Origin of the sequence: Actinoplanes sp. NPDC049802 (assembly GCF_040656595.1) — a bacterium.
Lineage (GTDB): Bacteria > Actinomycetota > Actinomycetes > Mycobacteriales > Micromonosporaceae > Actinoplanes.
The window spans coordinates 40,104-62,816 of record NZ_JBFAMR010000047.1 but is presented as its reverse complement, the minus strand read 5'-3'; the positions used below and the strand labels follow the sequence as shown (position 1 = coordinate 62,816).

Annotated in this window: 21 protein-coding genes; 6 read left to right on the top strand and 15 right to left on the bottom strand. The window is 71.5% G+C overall.

What is annotated here, in order from left to right; all coding sequences use genetic code 11:
- Positions 1–171: 171 nt before the first annotated feature.
- The 8 genes from AB0I88_RS27745 to AB0I88_RS27710 form a co-directional block, all read right to left on the bottom strand.
- Positions 172–1,326, bottom strand: a complete 1,155-nt coding sequence (locus tag AB0I88_RS27745; RefSeq protein ID WP_361030688.1) for an MFS transporter — start codon at positions 1,324–1,326, stop codon at positions 172–174.
- Positions 1,327–1,742: 416 nt separating this feature from the next.
- On the bottom strand, positions 1,743–3,107 hold the full coding sequence (locus AB0I88_RS27740; RefSeq protein ID WP_361030677.1) for a nitrate/nitrite transporter: 1,365 nt from the start codon (positions 3,105–3,107) through the stop codon (positions 1,743–1,745).
- A 195-nt stretch (positions 3,108–3,302) separates the two neighbouring features.
- Positions 3,303–3,896: a class I SAM-dependent methyltransferase gene (locus tag AB0I88_RS27735; protein WP_361030674.1), complete on the bottom strand. Its 594-nt coding sequence runs from the start codon at positions 3,894–3,896 to the stop codon at positions 3,303–3,305.
- On the bottom strand, positions 3,893–4,213 hold the full coding sequence (locus AB0I88_RS27730; RefSeq protein WP_361030671.1) for a carboxymuconolactone decarboxylase family protein: 321 nt from the start codon (positions 4,211–4,213) through the stop codon (positions 3,893–3,895). Before AB0I88_RS27730 ends, AB0I88_RS27735 begins: the two co-directional genes overlap by 4 nt.
- Positions 4,210–4,968: a respiratory nitrate reductase subunit gamma gene (gene narI, locus AB0I88_RS27725; protein WP_361030668.1), complete on the bottom strand. Its 759-nt coding sequence runs from the start codon at positions 4,966–4,968 to the stop codon at positions 4,210–4,212. The genes AB0I88_RS27730 and narI overlap by 4 nt, the downstream gene beginning before the upstream one ends.
- Positions 4,965–5,591 (bottom strand): nitrate reductase molybdenum cofactor assembly chaperone, encoded by a 627-nt coding sequence (gene narJ / locus AB0I88_RS27720; protein ID WP_361030665.1) that lies wholly within the window; start codon positions 5,589–5,591, stop codon positions 4,965–4,967. Before narJ ends, narI begins: the two co-directional genes overlap by 4 nt.
- The gene (gene narH, locus AB0I88_RS27715) at positions 5,591–7,090 is read right to left on the bottom strand and encodes a nitrate reductase subunit beta (RefSeq protein WP_361030662.1); all 1,500 of its coding nucleotides are present in this window, start codon (positions 7,088–7,090) and stop codon (positions 5,591–5,593) included. The genes narJ and narH overlap by 1 nt, the downstream gene beginning before the upstream one ends.
- The gene (locus AB0I88_RS27710; protein ID WP_361030686.1) at positions 7,090–10,680 is read right to left on the bottom strand and encodes a nitrate reductase subunit alpha; all 3,591 of its coding nucleotides are present in this window, start codon (positions 10,678–10,680) and stop codon (positions 7,090–7,092) included. The genes narH and AB0I88_RS27710 overlap by 1 nt, the downstream gene beginning before the upstream one ends.
- A 220-nt stretch (positions 10,681–10,900) precedes the next feature.
- On the opposite strand from AB0I88_RS27710, the gene AB0I88_RS27705 reads away from it, so the two are divergent.
- On the top strand, positions 10,901–11,506 hold the full coding sequence (locus AB0I88_RS27705) for a GNAT family N-acetyltransferase (protein ID WP_361030656.1): 606 nt from the start codon (positions 10,901–10,903) through the stop codon (positions 11,504–11,506).
- 81 nt (positions 11,507–11,587) lie between these two features.
- Here the strand turns inward: AB0I88_RS27705 and AB0I88_RS27700 are convergent, their stop codons facing one another.
- Together AB0I88_RS27700 and AB0I88_RS27695 are read right to left on the bottom strand one after the other, a co-directional pair.
- Positions 11,588–12,190, bottom strand: coding sequence for a hypothetical protein (locus AB0I88_RS27700; protein WP_361030654.1), 603 nt, complete (start codon positions 12,188–12,190; stop codon positions 11,588–11,590).
- Complete coding sequence (locus AB0I88_RS27695; protein WP_361030651.1) at positions 12,187–13,059, bottom strand: ATP-binding cassette domain-containing protein; 873 nt, start codon at positions 13,057–13,059, stop codon at positions 12,187–12,189. The genes AB0I88_RS27700 and AB0I88_RS27695 overlap by 4 nt, the downstream gene beginning before the upstream one ends.
- Positions 13,060–13,284: 225 nt before the next feature.
- On the opposite strand from AB0I88_RS27695, the gene AB0I88_RS27690 reads away from it, so the two are divergent.
- Positions 13,285–14,538 (top strand): alpha-hydroxy-acid oxidizing protein, encoded by a 1,254-nt coding sequence (locus tag AB0I88_RS27690; protein WP_361030648.1) that lies wholly within the window; start codon positions 13,285–13,287, stop codon positions 14,536–14,538.
- Here AB0I88_RS27690 and AB0I88_RS27685 read toward each other — a convergent pair.
- Positions 14,510–15,679 (bottom strand): MFS transporter, encoded by a 1,170-nt coding sequence (locus tag AB0I88_RS27685; protein ID WP_361030645.1) that lies wholly within the window; start codon positions 15,677–15,679, stop codon positions 14,510–14,512. The genes AB0I88_RS27690 and AB0I88_RS27685 overlap by 29 nt on opposite strands.
- 39 nt (positions 15,680–15,718) lie before the next feature.
- Between AB0I88_RS27685 and AB0I88_RS27680 the strand changes: the two genes are divergently transcribed.
- A complete protein-coding gene (locus AB0I88_RS27680; protein ID WP_361030642.1) occupies positions 15,719–16,213 on the top strand; it encodes a hypothetical protein in 495 nt (164 codons plus the stop codon).
- A 49-nt stretch (positions 16,214–16,262) separates the two neighbouring features.
- Positions 16,263–16,718: a hypothetical protein gene (locus AB0I88_RS27675; RefSeq protein WP_361030639.1), complete on the top strand. Its 456-nt coding sequence runs from the start codon at positions 16,263–16,265 to the stop codon at positions 16,716–16,718.
- Between the two features lie 17 nt (positions 16,719–16,735).
- Here AB0I88_RS27675 and AB0I88_RS27670 read toward each other — a convergent pair whose 3' ends face one another.
- Positions 16,736–19,027 carry an EAL domain-containing protein gene (locus tag AB0I88_RS27670; RefSeq protein ID WP_361030636.1) on the bottom strand — a complete coding sequence of 764 codons (2,292 nt, stop codon included), beginning with the start codon at positions 19,025–19,027 and terminating at the stop codon, positions 16,736–16,738.
- 101 nt (positions 19,028–19,128) lie between these two features.
- Between AB0I88_RS27670 and AB0I88_RS27665 the strand changes: the two genes are divergently transcribed.
- Positions 19,129–19,617 (top strand): hypothetical protein, encoded by a 489-nt coding sequence (locus AB0I88_RS27665; protein ID WP_361030633.1) that lies wholly within the window; start codon positions 19,129–19,131, stop codon positions 19,615–19,617.
- 51 nt (positions 19,618–19,668) lie between these two features.
- Here AB0I88_RS27665 and cysK read toward each other — a convergent pair whose 3' ends face one another.
- A complete protein-coding gene (gene cysK, locus AB0I88_RS27660; RefSeq protein WP_361030630.1) occupies positions 19,669–20,589 on the bottom strand; it encodes a cysteine synthase A in 921 nt (306 codons plus the stop codon).
- Positions 20,586–21,131 carry a serine O-acetyltransferase EpsC gene (epsC, locus tag AB0I88_RS27655; RefSeq protein ID WP_361030628.1) on the bottom strand — a complete coding sequence of 182 codons (546 nt, stop codon included), beginning with the start codon at positions 21,129–21,131 and terminating at the stop codon, positions 20,586–20,588. Before epsC ends, cysK begins: the two co-directional genes overlap by 4 nt.
- A gap of 257 nt (positions 21,132–21,388) precedes the next feature.
- On the opposite strand from epsC, the gene AB0I88_RS27650 reads away from it, so the two are divergent.
- Positions 21,389–22,132 (top strand): YwiC-like family protein, encoded by a 744-nt coding sequence (locus tag AB0I88_RS27650; protein ID WP_361030625.1) that lies wholly within the window; start codon positions 21,389–21,391, stop codon positions 22,130–22,132.
- Here AB0I88_RS27650 and AB0I88_RS27645 read toward each other — a convergent pair.
- The gene (locus tag AB0I88_RS27645) at positions 22,121–22,708 is read right to left on the bottom strand and encodes a TetR/AcrR family transcriptional regulator (RefSeq protein WP_361030622.1); all 588 of its coding nucleotides are present in this window, start codon (positions 22,706–22,708) and stop codon (positions 22,121–22,123) included. The two genes, AB0I88_RS27650 and AB0I88_RS27645, sit on opposite strands and share 12 nt — an antisense overlap.
- Between the last annotated feature and the right edge of the window lie 5 nt (positions 22,709–22,713).

Below are 22,713 nucleotides of genomic sequence, written 5' to 3'. Positions count from 1 at the left end.
GCGCGACGGTCAGCGCGCGACGGTCAGCGCGCGACGGTCAGCGCGCGACGGTCAGCGCGCGACGGTCAGCGCGCGACGGTCAGCGCGCGACGGTCAGCGCGCGACGGTCGGGAGACGAGAAGCCGACCGGCCACCGAGGGAGGGTGCGGTGGCCGGCCGGCGAGGGGAACGTCAGGCGGGGACGGAGCGGCGGCCGACGGAGAGGACGTCGAGCAGCAGCGCCGCCAGGGCGACCACGCAGAGAAGGCCGAGGCCGAGGGCGTAGGAGTGGAACCGGCCGTAGATGGCGCCCATCAGCAGGGGCGGGATGAAGCCGCCCAGGCCGCCGACGGCCCCGACGATGCCGGTCACCGCGCCCACCTGGCTGGCGGGGGTGAGCTTCGCCACCAGGGCGAAGGTGGCGCCCGATCCGGCGCCGAGGGCCACGGCCATCGTCAGGAAGGCGACCGTGCCGACCGGGGCCAGGCCGGGTGTGAAGGCCTGGACCGCGGCGCCGACGACCACGACGCTCAGGGCCACCGCCAGGACACGGCTGGCGGCCACGCGGTCGGAGAGCCAGCCGCCGACCGGGCGCATCAGGACGGCCAGGACGACGAAGCCCGCCATCCGGTTCGCGGCGTCGGCCGGGGTGAGGTTGTAGGCGGTCTTCAGGTACGCCGGCAGGTAGACCGAGAAGGCGACGTATGCGCCGAAGGACACCGCGTACAGGGCGGCGGCCTGCCAGGTGACGGGGAGGCGGAGGGCGGCGCCGAGGCGGGCGCCCAGTGACGTGGTGGGGATCGTACGGCCGGGGGCGTCGCGCATCACCAGCCAGGAGACGACGGCGAAGACGGCGAGGGCCGTCGCGGTGACGACGAAGGGGGTGGCGGTGCCGTTGGCGTCCACCAGTTTGACGGTGGTCAGGGCGCTGACGGCGGTGCCGCCCATGCCGGCGCCGAAGACACCGACCGCGAAGCCGCGGCGTTCGGGCGGGAACCAGGCGTTGACGAACGGCACGCCGACGGCGAAGGTGGTGCCGCTGATGCCGAGGAAGAAGCCGCCGACCAGCAGCGAGGTGAGCGAGTCGTGGCCGATCAGGCCGAGGTAGAGCACCGGGACGGTGGTCGAGAGCGAGATCAGCGGGAACATCACCCGCCCGCCGAAACGGTCGGCGAGCGCTCCGACGGGGATGCGGCCCAGCGAGCCGACCACCACCGGAACGGCCACCAGCAGCGCCTGCTGGAAGGGGGTCAGGCCGAGGTCGGCCTGGAATCTCACGGCCAGCGGGCTGAGCAGCGCCCAGGCCCAGAAGTTGATCGCGAAGCCGATCGTTGCCAGAGCGAGCATCAGACCGGCTCGGTCGGCGCCCTTCTCAGTGCCGGGCTGCGCCGCCCGAGTCAGAACCGTTCTCATGTCTGCGCTCCACTTCCGTCTCGCCCCGCCATCGCCCCGAAGAGGGCGGTTCGTCATGCGGGCGGGGTGAGAGCCTGGGAACGAGGGACACGAGAGGGCTGCAGCCGCTGAAGCCGGGTCGCGAAGCTCGCGCCGGTCGATCACCGGCTGGCACCACACCGCGTCAGGCGGGGCGTCGAGTTCTCCCTGAAGCATAGAGGACCGAAAGATCGACTCCGGTGCCGGGCCGCCATATCGTCCCAGGTCAGGGACCTTTGGCCCGGGTTCGGGGGCCGTCCTGTCCACGGACGTGGAGCACGAAGAGGGTGGCGGCCGGGCCGGCCGCCACCCTCTGGTGGAACGTGGTCCCGTCAGCTCGGCTTCTCGGCGCCCTTGCGGGCGTAGAAGTGCCACGCCAGCCCGATGCAGACGGCGAAGAAGGCCGCCCAGCCGAGGAAGAACGGCAGCGGGGAGACGCTCGCCAGGCCGATACCGAAGAGGAAGGGCCCGAAGGCGGCGATCGCGGCGGTCCAGCCGATCACGCCACCGGCCTGCCGGCGCTCGAAGATCATCGGCATCTGCTTGAAGGTGGAGGCGTTGCCGATACCGGCGAAGAAGAAGATGCCCAGCATGCCGGCGACGAAGAACTTGAACTCACCGACCGAGTCGGGGCTGAGCCAGAACGCGGTGAAGACGGTGGAGACGGTCATGCCGACGCCGGCGAACACGGTCCAGACCGCGCCGCCGAACCGGTCGCAGAGCGGGCCCCAGGCCACCCGGGCGGCGGAGCCGACCAGCGGGCCGAGGAAGGCGAAGGTCAGCGGGTCGGGGGCGCCGTCGAAGCCGCCGTACAGGTTCTTGATGAGCAGGCCGAACTGGGCGGCGAAGCCGGAGAACGCGCCGAAGGTCATGAGGTAGAGCGCCGTCATGATCCAGGTGTGCTTGTTGCTGAAGATGTCCAGCTGCTGGCGGAAGTTGGCCTGCACCGGGACGCTCTTGAGGGTGAACCAGGCGAGCACCGCGCCGGCGACGACCCACGGGATGAACACCAGGCCGGCGTTGTGCAGCCAGATCGTGTCGCCGAGGCCCTCGGCCGGGGTGACGACCTTCTCCGGGGCGATCGAGGCGGTGCCCAGCAGTGCGAAGCCGATCACCCACGGCACCAGGAACTGCACGACGCTGACGCCGAAGTTGCCGATGCCGGCCTGGATGCCCAGCGCGATGCCCTGCTTGCGCTTGGGGAAGAAGTACGAGGTGCTCGGCATGAAGCCGGAGAACACGCCGCCGCCGATGCCGCAGAGGAAGGCGAGCAGCAGCAGGACGCCGTAGGGGGTGCTCGAGTCCTGCACCGCCCAGCCCCAGCCGACGAGCGGGAAGATCAGCAGCAGCGTGGAGATGGAGACCAGCTTGCGGGTGCCGAGGACCGGCGGGAGGAACATCCAGACCATGCGCAGCAGGCCACCGGCGAGACCCGGCATCGCGGTCAGCCAGTAGAGCTGTCCGGCGCTCAGGCCGAACCCGATGTTGTTCAGGCGGGGCGCGATCGCGGAGACCAGGAACCAGGTGATGAAGGCGAGCGAGAGCGTGTAGGTGGTGACGCCGAGGGTCCGCCAGGCGAGGCGGCTGTCCCAGGACTGCTCGTCCTCGGGATCCCAGTTCGTAAGCCACTCGCCGGCCTGGCCGTTCGGCCCGGATTCAGCACGTGATCGGTGGGGTCGATCGGCCAAGCTGGTCATGTCGATTGCTCCTTGCAGACGTAGTCGCCGCACCGCGGTTACATGACCACCATCGGCCAGCCAATCCCTGTGCCCACACCGACCAGAGTCCCGGGATTCACGGGACTCAAGTCCCGCGCATCCGGGACCTTCCGGTAAAGAAACGTCGCCTCGCGCGGGGCGCGAGGCGACGGAAAAGGGGACGGCGGACCCTGCTCAGGCGACGCCGAGCGTCGCCACCAGGAAGTCCGAGCCGGGCGTGAAGGGACGCAGGTCCCAGGTGCTGAGCAACAGTTGCGGGGTGAGGCCGGCGGCGGCCGCGTCGGCGAGGAAGCCGTCGAACTCGTAGCCGCGGCCGGCCCCGAAGCCGATCACGGCACGGCCGCCGTCGGCGAGGTGGACGGCGAAGCGGCGCAGGATCTCCACGCGGGTGGACGGGCCGGCGAAGGTCATCACGTTGCCGGCGCAGACGATCGCGTCGAACCGGTCCGGCAGGTCGAGCTCGCTGAGGTCGCCGACCTGCCAGCGGGGTCCGGGGTGCTGCTCGCTCGCCTCGGCGATCAGTTCCGGGTCGAGGTCGACGCCGGTGACCTGGTGGCCGGCGGCGGCGAGGTGGCCGCCGACCCGGCCGGTGCCGCAGCCGGCGTCCAGGACGCGGGCGCCGCGCGGGACCATCGCGTCGATCATGCGGGCTTCACCGGCGAGGTCCTCGCCGCGGGCCGCCATGGCCCGGAACCGGTCGATGTACCACCGGGAGTGGCCGGGGTTCTCGGCGATCTTCCGCAGCCAGAGGTTGTCGGTGCTGGTCATGGGGCGGTGGTTACCTCTTCTATCCAGCCGAGGGCGGCGATCGCGGTAGGGAAGCCGCAGGTGGTGACGGCGGCGAGCGCGACGGCACGGACCTCGTCGAGGCTCGCGCCGTGCTGCAGTGCCTTGCGGACGTTGGAGCGTACCGCGCCCTCGGACTCGGCGCCGACCGCGACGGCCAGCTTGATCAACCGATCGGTACGGTCGTCGAACGGGTTCTGTTCCCGGATGGTGCGGGCCAGGTCGCCCTGTGCCTCCGCCACCTCCGGAAACCGTTCCAGGAATCGCTGATAGATGCCGGGAAGGTAGTCGTCACTCATGCCTTGACGGTAGGGCGTTCCGGCCGTGGGGCGGGCGAGACGGTCCGAACGTCCGCCGGGGCGGGCTGCGGCGCGGGGGCGGGCCCGCGGCGACCGCGGTAGACGACGTACGGCCGCCACAGGTAGGCGAGCGGCGCCGACCAGACGTGCACGAGCCGGGTGAACGGCCACAGCGCCATGAACAGGAAGCCGCCGATGGCGTGCAGCTGGAACACCAGGGGCGCGTCGGCCATCAGCGACGGGTCGGGCTGGAAGTAGAAGATCTGCCGGAACCAGACGGCGAGGCTCTCCCGGTAGTCGTAGCCCTCCCCGAACAGGTTGATCACGACGGTGCCGCTCATCCCGAGGACGACCATGGCGGCGAGCGCGGCGTACAGCACCTTGTCCATGGTCGTGGTGACCCGCCGGACGCGGCCGTTGACGAACCGCCGGGCGATCAGCAGAGCCAGGCCGGTGACCAGCATCAGCCCGGTGATCACGCCGCCGGTGACCGAGACGACGTGGTAGGTGTGCTCGGAGACGCCCAGGGCGTGGGTCCACGAGGCGGGGACGAGCAGGCCCATCGCGTGGCCGGCGATCACGCCGAAGGCGCCCAGGTGGAACAGCGGGGACCCGAGCCGCAGCAGCCGGCTCTCCAGGAGCTGGCTGGTGTGGGTGGTCCAGCCGAACTGGTCGCGCCGCCACCGCCAGACGTGGCCGGCCACGAAGACGGCCAGGCAGGTGTAGGGCACCACGGCCCAGATCAGGGTGTTCATCGGGACACCTCCGCGTTTCCGCAGGCAGCGTAGGGGGCGAGGTCGGGGCCGAGGCCCACCTGCTCGAGACCTACGGTCTCGACCGGTGGGCCGTCGACGGCCAGGGCGGTGAGGGCTTCCCGGTCCGCGTCGGTCAGCTGCGGCAACAGCTCACCGACGACATCGAGGACCGAGGCGTACGGCGTACGCGTCTCGTGCAGCGCCGCCCGCAGCAGTTCGATGCCCTGCCGGTGCTGGCGCAGCGGGGCCTCGCCGTCGCCGGGCCCGGCCGTGGCCGCGAATTCGAGGACGACCGGCAGCAGGTCGGGCAGTTCCCCGTCGGCGAGCCGCAGCCCGTGGGCGCGGTACCGCTGTTTGAGCATGAGCAGGGCCATGCCCCGCTTGCGGGTGTCGCCGTGCAGGTAGTAGGTGAGGTAGAGGCCGGAGCGGCGGCGCAGGTCGAACGTCCGCACGTACTCCCGCTGCACCTCGATGGGGCTGGTGGTGAGCATCCAGTCGAGGAAGGTCTCGAAGCCGTCGACGCCCCGGGCGGCGGCGCGCAGTTCGTCGCCGGCCGCGAGCAGCTCGTCGTCGGGGTAGGTGAGCAGCAGCGAGGCGATCTGGAAGATCCGGGAGCGGTCCATCACCGCTCCCGGCGGGTGCTGAGGACGACCGGGACCGGGCCGCCGCCCATGCCGGGCCCGCCCTCGCCGTCGAGGGAGCAGCCGCCGAGGTCCTCGAGGGCGGCCGCGGTCGCGGCGTGGGCGGCCGGGATGACGTAGCGTTCGCCGTACTTGGCGATGGCGAGCAGCCGGTACATGGCCTCCACCTGTTCGCCGGTCATGCCGATGCCGTCGAGCAGTTCGCTCGCGACGGTGCCGTCCAGGGTGCGGGCCCGCATGTAGGAGCGCATCGCGGCGAGCTTCATCAGCACGCCCCCGGCGGCGGCGGTGTCGCCGGCGGTGAACAGCGAGGCCAGGTACTCGACCGGGATCCGCAGGTCGTCGATGGTGTGGAAGATGTCGTCGGCGTCGGTGTCGTCGCGGCCGGCGGCCCCGGCGGCGTCCAGCACCGGCGACAGCGGCGGCACGTACCAGACCATCGGCAGGGTGCGGTACTCCGGGTGCAGCGGCAGGGCGATCCGGTACTCGCTGATCAGCTTCCACACCGGGGAGGCCTTGGCCGCGTCGATCCACTCCTCGGGGTGGCCGGCCGCGCGGGCGGCCGCCTGCACCGCCGGGTCGTGCGGGTCGAGGAAGACGGCCCGCTGGGCGTCCAGCAGCTCCTCCTCGGCCACGGTCGCGGCGGCCATCACGGCGTCCTCGTCGTACCAGAGAATGCCGAGGTAGCGGAGGCGGCCGACGCAGGTCTCGGAGCAGACGGTGGGCTGGCCGGCCTCGATGCGCGGGAAGCAGAACGTGCACTTCTCGGCCTTGCCGGTGGCGTGATTGACGTAGACCTTCTTGTAGGGGCACGCCGACACGCACATCCGCCAGCCGCGGCAGCGGTCCTGGTCGACCAGGACGATGCCGTCCTCCTCACGCTTGTACATGGCGCCGGACGGGCAGGCCGACACGCACGCCGGGTTGAGGCAGTGCTCGCAGATCCGCGGCAGGTGGAACATGAAGGTCTTCTCGAACTCGAACTTCACCTTGTCGGTCAGGTTCCTCAGGTTCGGGTCCTGGTCCATGGTGTCGCCGCCGAGCGAGTCCTCCCAGTTGGCGCCCCACTCGATCGACATGGGCTCGCCGGTCAGCTTCGAGTACGGCTTCTTCACCGGGGTGTCGGTGAGCCCGCCCGGCGCGCTGACCAGGATGTCCTTGTCGAAGGTGGCCGGCTCGTAGTAGTCGTCGATGGTCGGCAGGTCCGGGTTGGCGAAGATTCGGGAGAGGCGCTTGGCCCGGCCGCCGGAGCGCAGCACCAGGCGGCCCTTGGCGTCCAGTTTCCAGCCGCCCTTCCAGCGGTCCTGGTCCTCGTAGTGCTTCGGGTAGCCGATGCCCGGCTTGGTCTCGACGTTGTTGAACCAGACGTACTCGGTGCCCTCCCGGTTGGTCCAGGTCTGCTTGCACGTCACCGAGCAGGTGTGGCAGCCGATGCACTTGTCCAGGTTCATCACCATGGCGACCTGTGCGCGGATCCGCATCAGTACTCAACCTCCTGGGTGCGACGGCGGATCACGGTGATCTCGTCGCGCTGGCTGCCGATCGGGCCGTAGTAGTTGAACGCGTAGGTGAGCTGGGCGTGTCCGCCGGCCAGGTGGGTGGGCTTGACCAGCAGCCGGGTCATCGAGTTGTGGTAGCCGCCGCGCCGGCCGGACTTCTCCGCCTTCGGGACGTTCACGGTGCGCTCCGGCGAGTGGTACTGGAAGACGGTGCCCTCGGGCATCCGGTGGCTGACCACCGCGCGGGACACGACGACGCCGTTGCGGTTGTGGGCCTCGACCCACTCGTTGTCGCGTACCCCGATCTTGGCGGCGTCCTGGACGCTCATCCAGATCACCGGGCCGCCGCGGGACAGCGCCAGCATCAGCTCGTTGTCGTGGTACATCGAGTGGATCGACCACTTGGCGTGCGGGGTCAGGAAGCGGACCGTCACTCCCCCGTCGACGGCGTCGCCGGGCTTGCCGAAGTGGCGGGCCATGTTCAGCGGCGGCCGGAAGGCGGGCAGCTGTTCGCCCAGCTCGGCGACCCAGTCGTGCTCGACGAAGAAGTGCTGCCGGCCGGTGACGGTGTGCCACGGCTTGAGCCGCTCGACGTTGATGGTGAACGGCGAGTAGCGGCGGCCGCCCTTCTCCGAGCCGGACCACTCCGGGCTGGTGAAGACCGGCTGCGGCGCCTCCTGCGTCTCGGAGTAGGTGATCCGGTCGTTCTCGTGGCCCTCGATCAGGTCGGTGAACCGCTGCCCGGTGCGCTTCTCCAGCTCCTGGAAGCCGGCGTGCGCGACCCGGCCGTTGGTGGTGCCGGAGAAGGAGAGGATCGCCTCGCACATCCGGTCGGCGGTGGCCAGCGACGGCCGGCCGTCGATCACCCCGTTCTGGTGCTTGAGGTAGTCCACCTCGGGTTTCACGTCGACCGTGATGGCCTTGGTGGTGGTGCCCAGCTTCTCCATGAGCGGGCCGACCGTACGCATCTTCGTGCCGATCAGCGTGTAGTCGCGCTCGATCTCGATCAGCTTCGGCATGGTCTTGCCGGGGACCGGCGCGCACTCGCCGAACTTCCAGTCGCGGACCCGGCCGCTGGGCATGGCCAGCTCGTCCGGGGTGTCGTGCTGCAGCGGCGCCGCGAGCACGTCGGTACGGGTGCCGAGATGCACGACAGCCAGCTCGCTGACCTTGTCGGCCAGCGCCAGGAACGTGTCGTAGTCGGTGTGCGCGTCGGCGGGCGGCTCCACGGCCGGGCTGAACGCGTGCACGAACGGGTGCATGTCGGTGGTCGAGATGTCGTGCTTCTCGTACCAGGTGGCGGCCGGCAGGACCACGTCGGCGTGCAGGCCGGTGTTGGTCATCCGGAAGTCGATCGCGGTGAGCAGGTCGAGCTTGCCGACCGGGGCCTCGTCGCGCCAGGCGACGTCGCGGGGCCGGCTGCCCGGCTCGCACTCGGTCGCGGTCGCGGTGCCCTCGACGCCGAGCAGGTGGCGCATGAAGTACTCGTTGCCCTTGCCGGACGAGCCGAGCAGGTTGGCCCGCCACAGGGTGAGGCAGCGGGGGAAGTTGGCCGGGTCGTCCGGGTCCTCGGCGACCGTCTTCAGCGTTCCGGCTTGCAGCTCGTCGATGATGTACTGCTGCACCGGCTTGCCCGCGGCGGCGGCGGCGGACGTCAGGTCGAGCGGGTTGCGGTTGAAGAACGGGTGCCCCGGGCTCCAGCCCATCCGCTGTGCCGCGGCCACCGTGTCGGCGAACGCCATGCCCTGGAACCGCCCGGCGCCCAGCGGCGACGCCAGCTCGTCGGCCGGCACCCGCTCGTAGCGCCACTGGTCGGTGTGCAGGTACCAGAACGGGGTGGACGCCTGGTGGCGCATCGGCCGCTGCCAGTCGAAGGCGAAGCTCATGTGCTGCTGGCCGGTGATCGGCCGGGCCTTCTCCTGGCCGACGTAGTGCGCCCAGCCGCCACCGTTCACACCCTGGCAGCCGGTGAGCGTGACCAGGGAGATGAAGGCGCGGTAGGTCATGTCGGAGTGGAACCACTGGTTGGCGCCGGCGCCGAGGACGATCATCGACCGGCCGTTGCTGCGCTCGGCGTTGCGGGCGAACTCGCGGCCGATCTTGATGGCGAGCCGGGCCGGCACGCCGGTGATCTTCTCCTGCCAGGCGGGGGTGTTCGGCGAGCCGGCGTCGCCGTAGCCGGTCGGCCACTCGCCGGGAAGGTTGCCGCGCCGCACCCCGTACTGGGCCATGACCAGGTCGAACACGGTGGTGACGAGGTGCTCGCCGACCTGCCGGACCGGGACGCCGCGGCGGACCGTCGCACCGCCCTCGGTGTCGCCGACGTCGAAGCGGGCCAGGTCGATCTCGGCGACGTCGCCGGACGCCAGGCCCAGGGAGGGGACGACGTCGCCGAGATCGAGGTTCCAGCGGCCGGGCTCGGCGTAGCGGAAGCCCAGCGAGCCGTTCGGTACGACCAGTTCGCCGGTCCGCTCGTCGACCAGCACGGTCTTGTGCTCGCCGCCCTCCTCGCCGAGGTCGGCGGCGGTCAGGAAACGGTCCGCCTTGCCGTCCACGATCGTGACGAGGAACGGCAGGTCGGTGAACTTGCGAACGTAGTCGGCGAAGTAGGGAACCTGCCGGTCGCGGAAGAACTCGGTCAGGACCACGTGGCCCATCGCCATGGCGAGCGCGCCGTCGGTGCCCGGGTGCGGGGCCAGCCAGTCGTCGGCGAACTTCACGTTGTCGGCGTAGTCCGGTGACACCGCCACGACCTTGGTCCCCTTGTAGCGGGCCTCGGCCAGGAAGTGCGCGTCCGGCGTACGCGTCACCGGGATGTTGGAACCCCACATCATCAGGTAGGTGGCGTTCCACCAGTCGCCGGCCTCCGGCACGTCGGTCTGGTCGCCCCAGATCTGCGGCGAGGCGATCGGCAGGTCGGCGTACCAGTCGTAGAAGCTCAGCAGGGTGCCGCCGAGCAGCGCGTGATAGCGGGTGCCGGCCGCGAACGAGGCCATCGACATGGCCGGGATCGGCGAGAATCCGACCACCCGGTCCGGCCCGAACGTCTTCACCGTGTAGACGTGCGCGGCGGCCATCAGCTCGATCGCCTCGTCCCACGACGCCCGCACGAAACCGCCGCGCCCGCGCTGGGACTTGTAGGCCAGCGCCTTCAGCGGCGTCTCCACGATCTCCGCCCACGCGGCCACCGGGTCGCCCAGCCGCTGCCGCGCCTCCCGGAACATTTCGGCCAGAACACCCCGGAGGTACGGGTGACGCACACGCGAGGGCGAGTACTCGTACCAGGAGAAGGACGCCCCACGGGGACAGCCGCGCGGCTCGTAGTCGGGCGTGTCCGGCCCGGTCGTCGGGTAGTCGGTCGCCTGGTGCTCCCAGGTGATCAGCCCGTCCTTGACGAACACGTTCCACGAGCAGGAGCCGGTGCAGTTGACACCGTGGGTCGAGCGGACCACCTTGTCGTAACGCCACCGGTCGCGGTAGAACGCGTCCCATTCGTTGCCGTCGACCTGGTGCAGGGTGCGCCCGTGGTCGCCGATCGTCTCGCGGGTCAGGAAACGCCGCGCGCCCAGCAGAGGGCCGGTCCCGGGATCCAGTGACACGATCTTCAGTCCTCCGCGATGAGGGGGCGGGGCCGGGCGGTCGCCTGGCACGGGTCAACCCTCTCGAAAAAGGGGCCGGTACGCCTGAGCCAGGCGTCCCGCAACCGACAGGCCCTAGGTCCCGGTGCGGCGGGCCCTCGGACCACCGTGGACGGATGCGGTGGAAGCCGCTCGACCGGCTAACGTCGTCGGCGTGCCAGAGATCCGTCCCTACCGGGCCGGCGACCGCCGGGCCCTCTACGACATCTGTGTCCGCACCGCCGACGCCGGCGGCGACGCCCGCGGCCACTACGCCTCCGACGATCTGATGGGCGACCTGTTCGCCGGGCCCTACGCCCACCTGGAACCGCACCTGGCGTTCGTCGCCGACGACGGCGGGGAGGCGGTCGGCTACGTGGTCGGGACGGCGGACACCGCCCGGTTCGCGCACCGCTACCGGGCCGAGTGGATTCCGCTGCTCGGCGACCGCTACCCGGTTCCGCCGCCCCCGCCGCGCACCCCCGACCAGGACATGCACGCCCTGCATCACCACCCGGAACGGATGCTGGTCCCCGGCCTCGACGGTCATCCGGCGCACCTGCACATCGACCTGCTGCCGCCCTATCAGGGCCGCGGGCTCGGCCGCCGTCTCATCGAGCGTTTCCTCGGTACGGTCGGCGTGCCCGGTGTGCACGTCGGCATGCTCACCGCCAACGTGCAAGCGCGCGGCTTCTACGACCGGCTCGGGTTCGCCGTTCTGCCGGTGCCGGATCCCGGTCCGCTCACCTATCTGGGGCTGTCCCTGCCGTCCGGCCGCTGAGCCGTACACGGCCGGTGGCCGGGGCGGCGTCACGCGTACCGGGAAAGGTGGGTGACGGAATCACCCACCTTCACCGGGCCGTCAGTCGCCGGAGAGGTCGCGGCCGATGCGCCAGGCGGCGATCGGCAGGGCGGCCGCCGTCCAGATGAGAACCCACAGCAGGCCGCGGGTGGAGCCGCTCGCGGCGGCCAGGAAAGCACTGAAGATCATGTCGCCTTCGAGCTGGTAGAGAATCCCCTCGACGAAGAGCAGCCAGCCCAGGTAGCCGGCGATGAGCCAGAGCGGCTTGCGGATGACGGTGGCGTTGGCCACGCCGAAGACCGCCAGCAGCGGTGCGACGAGCAGCGTGTGCAGGTAGCGGTCGGACTCTCCGGAGGCGACGACCGCGATGCCGCTGACCGACACCAGGACCACGCCGAGGCCCAACGCCACCAGGGACTGCGCGGCCAGCACCTTGAGGCGGTTCGGCTCGCCGAGGAAGAGCAGCATGGCGGTGCGGTGCTGATAGTGCTGGCAGGTCACCATGACGGCGAGGCCGAAGGTGCCGATGCCGGCCATCAACGCCCAGAACTCGTCGCTGAGGTAGCCGGCACAGGCCGCCACGATGCCGAACCCGATCAGAGCCAGGACCGAGGAGCGGACGGTGACGGTGCGGTAGAGCTCGCTGCGCAGTACGGCGATCATCGGGCCTCCGCCACGCTCAGGAAGACGTCTTCGAGATGCTGGGTCTCGGCGATCAGTTCGTAGATCGGGATCCGTTGTTCGAGGGCGATGTCGCCGGCCTGTTCGGGGCTGAGGCCGGCCACCCAGAGGGTGCGTCCGTCGGTGGCGACCGAGGCGCCGGCCTGCTCGTACGCCGCGGTGAGCCGCTCGTGGTCGCCGCCGCGCACCCGCAGCTGGGTGCCGGCGCGCAGCTCGTCCAGCGGGCCGGACCGCAGCACCCGGCCCTCGCCGATGATGACCACGTCGTCGACGAGCAGTTCCAGCTCGCTGAGCAGGTGGCTGGAGATCAGCACGGTGCCGCCGACGTAGGCGTGGTCGCGGAGCAGGCCACGCAGCCAGGCCATGCCGGGCGGGTCGAGGCCGTTCGCCGGCTCGTCGAGGATCAGCACGGAGGGCTCGCCGAGCAGGGCGGTCGCCACGGCGAGGCGCTGGCGCATGCCGAGCGAGTACTCGCCGGAGCGTTTGCCGCCGGCGTCCGCGAGGCCGACGTACTCCAGCAGGGCGACCGCTCGTTCCCGGGAGGCGCCGCTCAGTCTGGCCTGGGTCATCAGGTGGGCGTAGCCGGTCTGGCCGGGGTGGCTCAGCCCCTGTTCCAGAACGGCGCCGACCTCGCGGAGGGGGTTCTTCAGGTCCCGGTAGCGGCCGCCGTTGATCAGCGCCTGGCCGCGGGTGGGGCGGGTGAGGCCGAGCAGCATCCGCAACGTGGTGCTCTTGCCGGAGCCGTTGAGCCCAAGCAGGCCGGTCACCCGGCCCGGGGCTGCGGTGAACGACACGTCCGCAACGGCGTGCACCTGGCCATAGGTCTTCGTCAACTCACGGGTCTCGATCATCGCCAAGATCATTTACGCCCGTGTCAAGTCACCTAGCGTCACGAATCGGTAACGACTACTGGAGGGTGCTTCGGGACCCCCGGGGGCGCGACCGTAATCGGGCAGGGCCGGCGCCGCGACCCCGGCGATCCGGTGATCCCCGGATGCGTACGGCCGGCACCGGCGGTCCCACATCCGGGGCGACTTGGTCTAGCCTCCCGGGCAGACTCGTCGAGGAGGAAGCCCATGGGCGCCGGACTGTCCCGCCTGAGCACCATCTACCGCCAGGGCGCCCTCGGGCGGCGGCCCACCGTCCCGGCCGACTTCACCGAACTGGAACGCCGGGCCGAGCGGGCCAGCAGCGCGAAGGCGTGGGCGTACGTGGCGGGCGGCGCCGGCGAGGGCCGCACCATGCGGCGCAACCGGGCCGCCTTCGACCGGTGGGCGATCGTGCCGCGGATGCTGTCCGGGCATGTCGAGCGGGACCTGTCGGTGATGCTGCCCGGCGGCCGGCACGACACGCCGGTGCTGCTCGCGCCGGTCGGGGCCGGCGCGCTGATGGGCGCCGGCAGCGACCTGAAGATCGCCCGGGCGGCGGCCGCCACCGGCACGGCCTACGTCTTCTCCAATCAGGGCTGCACCCCGATGGAGGACTGCGCGGCCGCGATGGGCGACGGGTCCCGCTGGTTCCAGCTCTACTGGAGCAAGGACGAACGGCTGGTCGACAGCCTGATCGGCCGGGCCGAGGCGGCCGGGGCCGCGGCGCTCGTCGTCACCCTGGACACCACGGTCCTGGGCTGGCGGCCGCAGGACCTGAACCTCGGATCGCTGCCGTTCAGCCGCGGCCAGGGCATCGCCCAATACACCTCCGACCCGCGGTTCCGCGAGATCGTCGCCGGGCGGCCCGCGCAGCCGGCCGGGCAGGTGACGCTCGGCGCGATCCGCACCCTGCTCGCGATGACCCGCAACCACCCCGGCGGGTTCTGGGGCAACCTGCGGTCGCCGGCGCCGCGGGCCGCGGTCGAGACGTTCCTCGACATCTACTCCAACCCCGGCCTGAGCTGGGAACACCTCGCCACGCTGCGGGGCCGGACCGGGCTGCCGATCGTGCTCAAGGGCATCCTGCACCCGGACGACGCACGGCGCGCCTTCGACGCGGGCGTGGACGCGATCGTGGTGTCGAACCACGGCGGCCGCCAGATCGACAATGCGATCGCCTCGCTGGACGCTCTGGTCACCATCCGGGCGGCGCTCGGCCCGCGGCCCACGCTGCTGCTGGACAGCGGCATCCGCACCGGAGCCGACGTCTTCACGGCGCTCGCCCTGGGCGCGAACGCCGTGCTGCTCGGCCGGCCCTACATGTACGGTCTGGCACTCGCCGGGCAGAGCGGTGTAGAGGACGTGATCCGCAACGTGATCGCCGAACTCGACCTCACGATGGCGCTGGCCGGCGTCCCGGACATCGCGTCGATCACACGGGACTGCCTGGTCGAAGCGTGACCCGGGCCCGCCGGATCGTCCCCGCGCTGGCCGCCACGAACACGGCCAGCACCACCGGGATCCACAGCGCCGTGGACAGGCCCACCACGGTCGCCGCCGCGCCGATGACGATCGGCCCGACGAGGAAGCCGACATAGCCGATGCTCACCACCGTCGACAGGGCCCGCCCGGCACGTGCCGGATCGGCGGCGGCGGCGGCCGAGAAGAACTGCGGCGCTACACACGACAGGCCCAGCCCGAGCAGGCCGAATCCGGCCACCCCGGCCGCCGGGCTCCCGGCCAGCAGCCCGGCGCCCAGCCCGGCCGCGGCGATCAGCCCACCGGCCCGGACCAGGACGACCGGACCGAACCGGGCGGCCAGCCGATCACCGAAGATGCGGCCGGCCGTCATCATGATCGCGAAGGCGGCGTAGCCGTAGGCCGCGAACGCCTCCGAACTGCCGAGCTCGTCACGCAGGTAGACGGCGCTCCAGTCGGCGGCCGCGCCCTCGCCGACCAGGGTGCACAGGACCACCACGCCGAAGAAGAGCAACAGCGGGCCGGGACCGCCGCGGCCCTTCTCCTCGGCCGGGGCCGCGGGCGCCGGGGTGGACGGCAGCACCCGACGCGACGACCAGACGGCCACCGCCAGCACGGCCAGGCCGACACTGAGCAGGGTGACGCCGATGCCGATGGCGAGGTGGGCGAAGAGGCCGCCGAGCAGCGCGCCGACGAAGCCGCCGATGCTGTAGACGGCGTGGAACGACGACATCACCGGCCGCCCCATGGCGCGCTCGACCTCGGCGGCATTCGCATTCATCGCGATGTTGAGCGTGCCGTGTCCGGCGCCGAAGGCGAACAGGGCGATCGACAGGGTCACGAGGCCGCCGCTGAAGCCGGGCGGGATCAGCAGCAGGCCCTCCAGGATCGCGGCCGGGGCGAGCACCTTGGAGCTGCCGAAGCGGTCGGTGAGGCGGCCGATCAGCGCCATCCCGGCGATGCAGCCGGCGGCGAAGGCCAGCAGGGCGATGCTGAGGCGGCCGTCGGTCAGCCCGAGTTTCTCCTTGACGGCCGGGATCCGCGCGGTCCAGACGCCGAGGGCCACCCCGAACAGCAGAAACACGAGGGAGGTGGCAATCCGGCCACGGCGCACGAGATCCATGGTCAGCACCCTAGACGCGCCCTCTGACAGAATCGTTCCATGTCGATCGGTCGGTCCCTGGCGCCGTTGCTCCTGCTGGCCGGATGCGCGGCGGAGGAACCGGCGCCGCGGCCGGCGCCGACCGCCTCCTGCCCCGCGGTGATCGACCACGTGGCCGAGCCACCGGCGAGCTACCGCGTCATCGGCGGGAACGTGGCGCTGCCCGGCCCGGGCACGGTCCACCGGACGAACGAGTCGGGTTCCGGGCCGACCCGGTTGTTCGCCAAGTTCGGGCTGCTGGTCCGGGCCGGCACGACCACCGAGCTGAGCCTTCCGCCGGAGTGGGGTGAGCGGGCCCGGCTCGGCTGGGGCCAGCAGGAGCCGGCCATGGCGCAGACGGTCTCCGGGTGCCCGCCCGGGTGGGGTGACGGTGAGTGGTCGGTCTTCGCGGGCGGCCTCTACGTGGCCGAGCCGGACTGCGTGCCGATCCGGGTCGGGCCGGACGCCACGGCCGAGCTCTCCGCCGGGACGCCGTGCAGTCGTCCCGGCGGATGAGGACGTACGTCCCTGCCCGCCGGGGATACCGCCGACAAGACTCAGCGTCATGGTTCAAACACTCCTCAGCCTGGTCGGACTGACCCTTCTCGGCGCCGCCGTGGTCCTGGTCTTCCAGGGCCTCGCGGGCCGCCGGCAGGTGACCCGCGAGCTGGAGCACCAGCGCATCTCCTTCCCCGCCGACGGTCTGCCGGCCGCGCTCGGCGGGTACGCCGGACGACCGGTCCGCACCGGGACCGAGGCCCGCGCCTACTCGGAGATGATCGGCGCGCACGTGCTGGCGGCGACCGGCGGCCGCACGTACGCCGAGGTCTCCGCCGAGGCGCAGCGCAACGCCGGTGACGAGAAGCTGGGCAAGCTGCGGCAGACGGCGTTCATGGGCGAGACGCTGCGCGGGGCGCTGCTCGGCGCCTATCAGGCCTGGCAGGTCACCCTGCTCGTGATCGGCCTGGGCGTGCTGTGCGCCGCCATGGGGGTCGGCTTCCTGGCCTTGGCCTGGCAGTAGGCGACGACGGGCGCCGATCACCTGTGGGCGGCGCCCAGAACGAGAGGTGCGGCGGCCATCCGGTCGCCGCACTCGTCCGCCGGCAGGGGCTTCGCCATGAGGTAGCCCTGCCCGTACCGGTAGCCCATGTCGCGCAGCCGCTCCAGCTGGGCCAGGGTCTCGATGCCCTCGGCGACCGCCTTGAGGTCGAGGTGTTCGACGAGCTGGGCGACCGCGGCGGCGACCGCGAGGCGGCCCCGGTCGGCGCCGTCGGCGATCCCGTCGACGAACGACTTGTCCAGTTTCAGCACGTCCACCGGGAAGGCGCGCAGCAGGCTCAGCGACGACTGGCCGGTGCCGAAGTCGTCGAGCGCGAGGCGTACACCCATCTCGTGCAGGTCCTGCAGCGCCTCGGCGACGCGCGGGCCGTCGACCACCGACGACTCGGTGACCTCCAGGATGAGGTTGCGCGGGGTGAGCCCGGTCTCGGAGAGCACGGCCGCGACCTCGTCGACGAAACCGGCCTCGCGCAGTTGGCGGACCGCCACGTTGACGTTGACCGCTTCGACCGCCTGATCCCCCAGACGTTCCTGCCAGCGAGCCAGCTGCGTGCACGCCTCGCGCAGCACCCACGCGCCGAGCGGCACGATCAGGCCGGACCGTTCGGCGACCGGGATGAAGTCGCCGGGCGAGACGAACCCGCGTTCCGGGTGCTGCCAGCGCACCAGCGCCTCGCAGCCGTGCATCCGGCCGGTGACCAGGTCGTAGACGGGCTGGTAGAGCAGCCGAAGCTCGCCGCCCCGGAGGGCGTCGTGCAGTTCGCCGGCGAGCCGGGCGTGCTTGACCATGTCCTGGCGCATCCGCGGCTCGAACCGGGTCCAGGACGCCTTTCCGGACTCCTTGGCGGCGTACATCGCGATGTCGGCGTTGCGCAGCACCTCGTCGGCGGTCTCCCCCGGCTCGGCGATCACCACACCGACGCTGGCGTGCAGAAGGAACTGCTGCTCGCCGGTCTGCACCGGCCGGCCGACGGTGTGCTGGAAGCGGGCGGCGGCGGACTCGATCCCGGCCGGGTCACCGGACGGCAGCAGCACCGCGAACTCGTCGCCGCCGAACCGGGCCACGCACTCGCGGTCGCCGTCGGCGCTCTGCTGGAGCCGCTCGGCGACCTGGCGCAGCAGCTGGTCGGCGGCGGCCGGGCCGAGCGTGTCGTTGACCATCTTGAAGTCGTCGATGTCGATCAGCAGCACGGTGGCGGGCCGGCCGTGGTCCAGGCGTTCGGTCAGGGCGATCGTGAACCCGGTGCGGTTCGGCAGGCCGGTCAGGTTGTCGGTGAGCGCCAGGCGCTCCAGCTCGGCCTGCTGGCGGCGGATGGCCCGCAGTGCGAGCGTGTTCTCCCGCAGGGTGAGCAGCTGGCGGACCACCATGACGGCGGCGATCAGCACCGCCCCGCCGATCACGGCACGGCCGCGCATGTCCAGGTCACGGGCGGAGACGACGATGACCAGCACGGCGGTGCCGGTGACCGCGACGAACTGCAGCGGATCGGCGATCGACCAGCGCGGCCGTCGCGGCGGCTGCACGTCCAGGACCCGGCTCTGCCGGTGGGCGGCGACGCACATGGCCATCCCGACCAGCGGATAGCCGAGCACCGACAGCAGCAGCATGCCCATCTCGGTGCCGCCCAGGAACAGCACGACGGCGATCAGGCCCACCAGCGGGGCGTTGGCCAGCACGGCCAGGGCCACCGGGTCGACGCGGCCCTCCGGGCTGACCGCCGCCTTGCCGAACACCACCAGCGCCAGCAGACAGCCGACACCGACCACGGCGGCCGCGATCTGGGTGGCCACCGCGGTGGTCTCCGGGACCGTGTTCAGCACCACGTAACCGAAGAACACCGCGCCGGCGGCGGTCACCGCGAGGCCGTCGAGCATCAGCCGGGCCCAGTCGAGGCGGGTCCGTGAGACCAGCGGGACGTGCCGGAACGCCAGCATCGCCAGGGTGAGGCTGATCAGCGTGGGGACCGCCTCGTAGACGGGCATGCCGGGGACGCCGGTGGCGCCCCGGACCATGGCGGCGATCGTGCTGGGCACCAGGGCGGCCGCGGAGAACGACCAGAGGACCCAGAATCCGCGTACCGGGGGCAGCGCGGCGGCCTGCCGGCTCACCCGCAAGCAGGCGAACGCCGCCGCGGAGAGCACCACGGTGCCGCCCAGGTTCCCCCAGACGCGATCCTCGGGGTCCCGCACGCCGAGCCAGGCGAGCACGGCCACGAGCGTGGCCAGACCCACGATCAGGGGTACGCGCAGCGCTCTGTCGGATCCGCTCATCTCGGTTACCGATTCGGCACCCGGCCCGATCTTCTGAGCCGCAGCGACCGTCGTCGAACCGTAATTTGATCTTCGTACATGTGATCGACTAGCGTGGCTGTGTGATTGCTGTGCGAATTGCCACCGCCGTGCTTGCCGGCGTTTCCCTGATGGGCCTGGCCGCTTGCGGCGACGACAAGGCCACCACCGCCGCCGAGCCCCCGAAGCCGGCCGCCACCACCGCGGCGGAGGCTCAGCCCACCGCCGAGGCCGCCGAGGCCGCGCCCGCCGACAAGGTCATCTGCGAGGACGCCGCCGAGGCGGCGACGTCCTTCAAGAAGGCGCTGATGACCATCATGAAGACCACCGGCGGCGACATTCCCAAGAAGGACGCCGCGGTGTTGCTGAGCGAGTACGCCGCCAATCTGGAGAAGGCGGCCGGCAGCTCGGACACCGCGGTGGCCGTGGCCCTCAAGGCCAACGCCGCCGCGGCCGCCACGGCCGCCGGGGCTGCCGACCCGGCCACCGCCGCCGACACCCCGGAGTCCGCGAAGGCCTCCAAGGATTTCAACGCCGCGTGCAAGGCCGCCGGCGTCAAGACCAACCTCTGATCCGTCCGTGAGGATGTCCCGGCGTGCCGCGCACGCCGGGACATCGCTGTCTCACGGGTTGGCGAACAGCGGGGTGCTCAGGTAGCGCTCGCCGGTGTCCGGCAGCACCACCACGATGGTCTTGCCGACGTTCTCCGCCCGCCAGGCCAGCTCACGGGCCGCGTGCAAGGCCGCGCCGCTGGAGACGCCGGCCAGGATCCCCTCGGTACGGGCGAGCTGGCGCCCCGCCGCCCGGGCCTGCTCCACGTCGACCTTGACCACCTCGTCGTAGATGGTCGGGTCCAGCACCTCGGGCACGAACCCGGCGCCGATGCCCTGGATGCCGTGCGGCCCGGACTGCCCGCCGGACAGCACCGGCGACTCCACCGGCTCGACCGCGTAGACGCGCAGCTCCGGCCGCTTCTCCTTGAGCACCTGGCCGACACCGGTGAGGGTGCCGCCGGTGCCCACGCCGCCGACGAACAGGTCCACCTGGCCGTCGGTGTCGTTCCAGATCTCCAGGGCGGTGGTGCGCCGGTGCATGTCCGGGTTCGCCGGGTTGTCGAACTGCATGGGCAGCCAGGCGCGCTGCTCCTCGGCGATCTCCAGGGCCTTCGCCACGGCGCCCTTCATGCCCTGGGCCGCGGGGGTCAGGACCAGCTTCGCACCGTACGCCAGGAGCAGCGCCCGCCGCTCGGCGCTCATGCTGTCCGGCATGGTGAGGGTCAGCCGGTAGCCGCGGGCGGCCGCCACCAGGGCCAGCCCGATGCCGGTGTTGCCGCTGGTGGCCTCCACGATGGCGGATCCGGGACGCAGCTCCTCGGTGGCCTCGGCGGCCTCGATCATGGCGAGGGCGATCCGGTCCTTGACGCTGCCGCCCGGGTTCGCGGACTCCAGCTTGGCGACCAGCTTCGCCGGCAGTCCCGGCTCGAACCGGGTCAGCCGCACCATCGGGGTCCGGCCGATCAGCTCGGTGACGTCGTTGTAGATCATTTCCTCGCTCCTGCGTTGTGTGGAAGAGAGTCGGGGACGATTACTGCGGCGGGGGCCCGCACGCGCGCGCCGGCGGGGACATCGGCGACGACCAGGGCCATGGCGCCGATCTCGGCGCCGTCGCCGATCCGGACCGGGCCGAGCACGGTGGCGCCCACCCCGAGGGTGACCCGGTCGCCGACTGCGGGATGGCGGCGGCTGCCCTTGGCGTCCCGCTGCCAGCCGCGGCCTCCGAGGGTGACCTGGTGGTACATGGTGACGTCGTCACCGATCCGGGCGGTCTCGCCGATCACGACGCCGGCGCCGTGGTCGATGAAGAGCCGCCTGCCGACGACCGCCCCCGGGTGGATCTCGATGCCGGTGAGCAGGCGCGTCACCTGGGAGAGGAAGCGGGGCAGGAACGGGACGCGAACGCGGTACAGCAGATGCGCCACGCGGTGGCCCCAGAGCGCCCACAGGCCGGGATAGAGGAGCACCTCGGCGACGCGGACACCGTACAGAGCGGGGTCGCGCCGGCAGTAGGCGCGGAGGTCTTCCAGCACAGGGAGATTCCTAGGTCGGAGCGTGAACGGGCGCGGGTCGGCTCAGTAGCCGAGACAGCGCTCGTCGAAGACGCGCCGCACGTGCGGGCCGGCCATCGGCACGGCGAACCGGTAACCGGCCAACCGTCGCTGGGCATCCCGCTCACTCATGGCGGCTAGGCTATCCGATCACCGGCCCGGCCGGTCAGAGCCGAAGGTAGTGGCGGGGGTGACCTTCGGCTCTGGGCAGAGTGCCGATCGGCGCCTACGTTCGGCCGGTGAGCTCCACGCCGACGCGACCGGCCCGCCGCCTCGTCCGGCAGTTCGTTCCGCCGCAGCACGGGGCGTGGGCGATGTTGCTGCTCCCCTATCTCGCCGGCCTGGTGGCCGCCGGATTCCGGTGGCCGGACGTGCCGCTGCTGATCGCCTGGCTGAGCGGCTACCTGCTGTCGTACTACGTGTTCCAGGCGGTCAAGTCGCGCCGCCCGGCCCGCTACCTGCCCCAGTTCCGGGTGTACGCGCCCGTCGTCGCGGTCGCCGGCGCCGTGGTGCTGTTCGCCGAGCCGGCGGTGCTGTGGTTCGCCCCCGCCTACGCCGTCCTGCTCGCGGCCAACACGTGGTACGCCTGGCGCCGCCGGGAACGGGCCCTGCTCAACGACCTGACCTCGGTCGTGCAGAGCTGCCTCATGATCCCGGTCGTCACGGTGATCGCCGGGGCTCACCCCCGGGAGACCGCCGGTGCGTTCGTGATCGTGCTGCTCTACTTCACCGGCACGGTGCTCTACGTGAAAACGATGATCCGGGAACGCGGCAGTACGGCGTACCGGAACGCCTCTGTCGGATATCACCTGGCCGCGCTCGCCGCGGCGGCCGTGATCAGCGTCCCGGCCGCGCTGGTCTTCACGATCCTGCTGCTCCGGGCCTGGGCGCTGCCCGGCCGCGCCCTGACGCCGAAGCGGGTGGGTTTCGTGGAGATCGGCGCGAGCGTGCTGGTGCTGCTGGCCGCCGTATCAGGACAGTAGGGTCCGCACCCCGGACACATAGGTGCGCCGGTCGATGCCGCCGAGCAGGATCTTCTGCAGGATGTAGCCCTGGACCAGGCCGAACAGGGCCGCGCCGGCTCCGTCCACGTCGGCATCCGGCGGCAACTGGCCGGTCGCCAGGGCCTTCTCGGCGGTCGCCGTGGCCCGCTCCCGCACCCGCCCGTAGATCTCCGCGACCAGCGCGCCGAGCTCCGGGTCGTGCACCGCCTCACCCCACACCTGCACGGCGATCCGGATCGTGCCGTCCTCGGCCGCGGCGTCGTCGATGATCCCCAGCAGCCGATCCAGGATCTCCGGGATCGGCGGCATCGGGTCGAGCGCGAGCAGCCCGTCGAGCAGCCCGGTCACGGCCGAGATCTTCTCCCCGGCGATCGCCGTGATCAGCTCGTTCTTGCTCTTGAAGTAGCGGTAGAACGCCCCGACCGAGAGATCGGCCTCCTTGATCACGTCCTGCATCGACGTCTGATGGAACCCGTTGCGCACGAAACACCGCGCCGCGGCGTCGATGATCTGCCGGCGACGGGCGGCGAGATGAGCTTCGGAGACGCGGGGCACGTCAA

Bases quoted from the DNA above. Each gene is read 5' to 3' on its own strand.
- AB0I88_RS27695 (WP_361030651.1), bottom strand. From the start codon at position 13,059: ATGATCGAGACCCGTGAGTTGACGAAGACCTATGGCCAGGTGCACGCC.
- AB0I88_RS27675 (WP_361030639.1), top strand. From the start codon at position 16,263: ATGGTTCAAACACTCCTCAGCCTGGTCGGACTGACCCTTCTCGGCGCC.
- AB0I88_RS27730 (WP_361030671.1), bottom strand. From the start codon at position 4,213: ATGAGTGACGACTACCTTCCCGGCATCTATCAGCGATTCCTGGAACGG.
- AB0I88_RS27735 (WP_361030674.1), bottom strand. From the start codon at position 3,896: ATGACCAGCACCGACAACCTCTGGCTGCGGAAGATCGCCGAGAACCCC.
- AB0I88_RS27670 (WP_361030636.1), bottom strand. From the start codon at position 19,027: ATGAGCGGATCCGACAGAGCGCTGCGCGTACCCCTGATCGTGGGTCTG.
- AB0I88_RS27680 (WP_361030642.1), top strand. From the start codon at position 15,719: ATGTCGATCGGTCGGTCCCTGGCGCCGTTGCTCCTGCTGGCCGGATGC.
- narJ (WP_361030665.1), bottom strand. From the start codon at position 5,591: ATGGACCGCTCCCGGATCTTCCAGATCGCCTCGCTGCTGCTCACCTAC.
- narI (WP_361030668.1), bottom strand. From the start codon at position 4,968: ATGAACACCCTGATCTGGGCCGTGGTGCCCTACACCTGCCTGGCCGTC.
- AB0I88_RS27690 (WP_361030648.1), top strand. From the start codon at position 13,285: ATGGGCGCCGGACTGTCCCGCCTGAGCACCATCTACCGCCAGGGCGCC.
- AB0I88_RS27685 (WP_361030645.1), bottom strand. From the start codon at position 15,679: ATGGATCTCGTGCGCCGTGGCCGGATTGCCACCTCCCTCGTGTTTCTG.
- narH (WP_361030662.1), bottom strand. From the start codon at position 7,090: ATGCGGATCCGCGCACAGGTCGCCATGGTGATGAACCTGGACAAGTGC.
- AB0I88_RS27740 (WP_361030677.1), bottom strand. From the start codon at position 3,107: ATGACCAGCTTGGCCGATCGACCCCACCGATCACGTGCTGAATCCGGG.
- AB0I88_RS27745 (WP_361030688.1), bottom strand. From the start codon at position 1,326: ATGCTCGCTCTGGCAACGATCGGCTTCGCGATCAACTTCTGGGCCTGG.
- cysK (WP_361030630.1), bottom strand. From the start codon at position 20,589: ATGATCTACAACGACGTCACCGAGCTGATCGGCCGGACCCCGATGGTG.
- AB0I88_RS27700 (WP_361030654.1), bottom strand. From the start codon at position 12,190: ATGATCGCCGTACTGCGCAGCGAGCTCTACCGCACCGTCACCGTCCGC.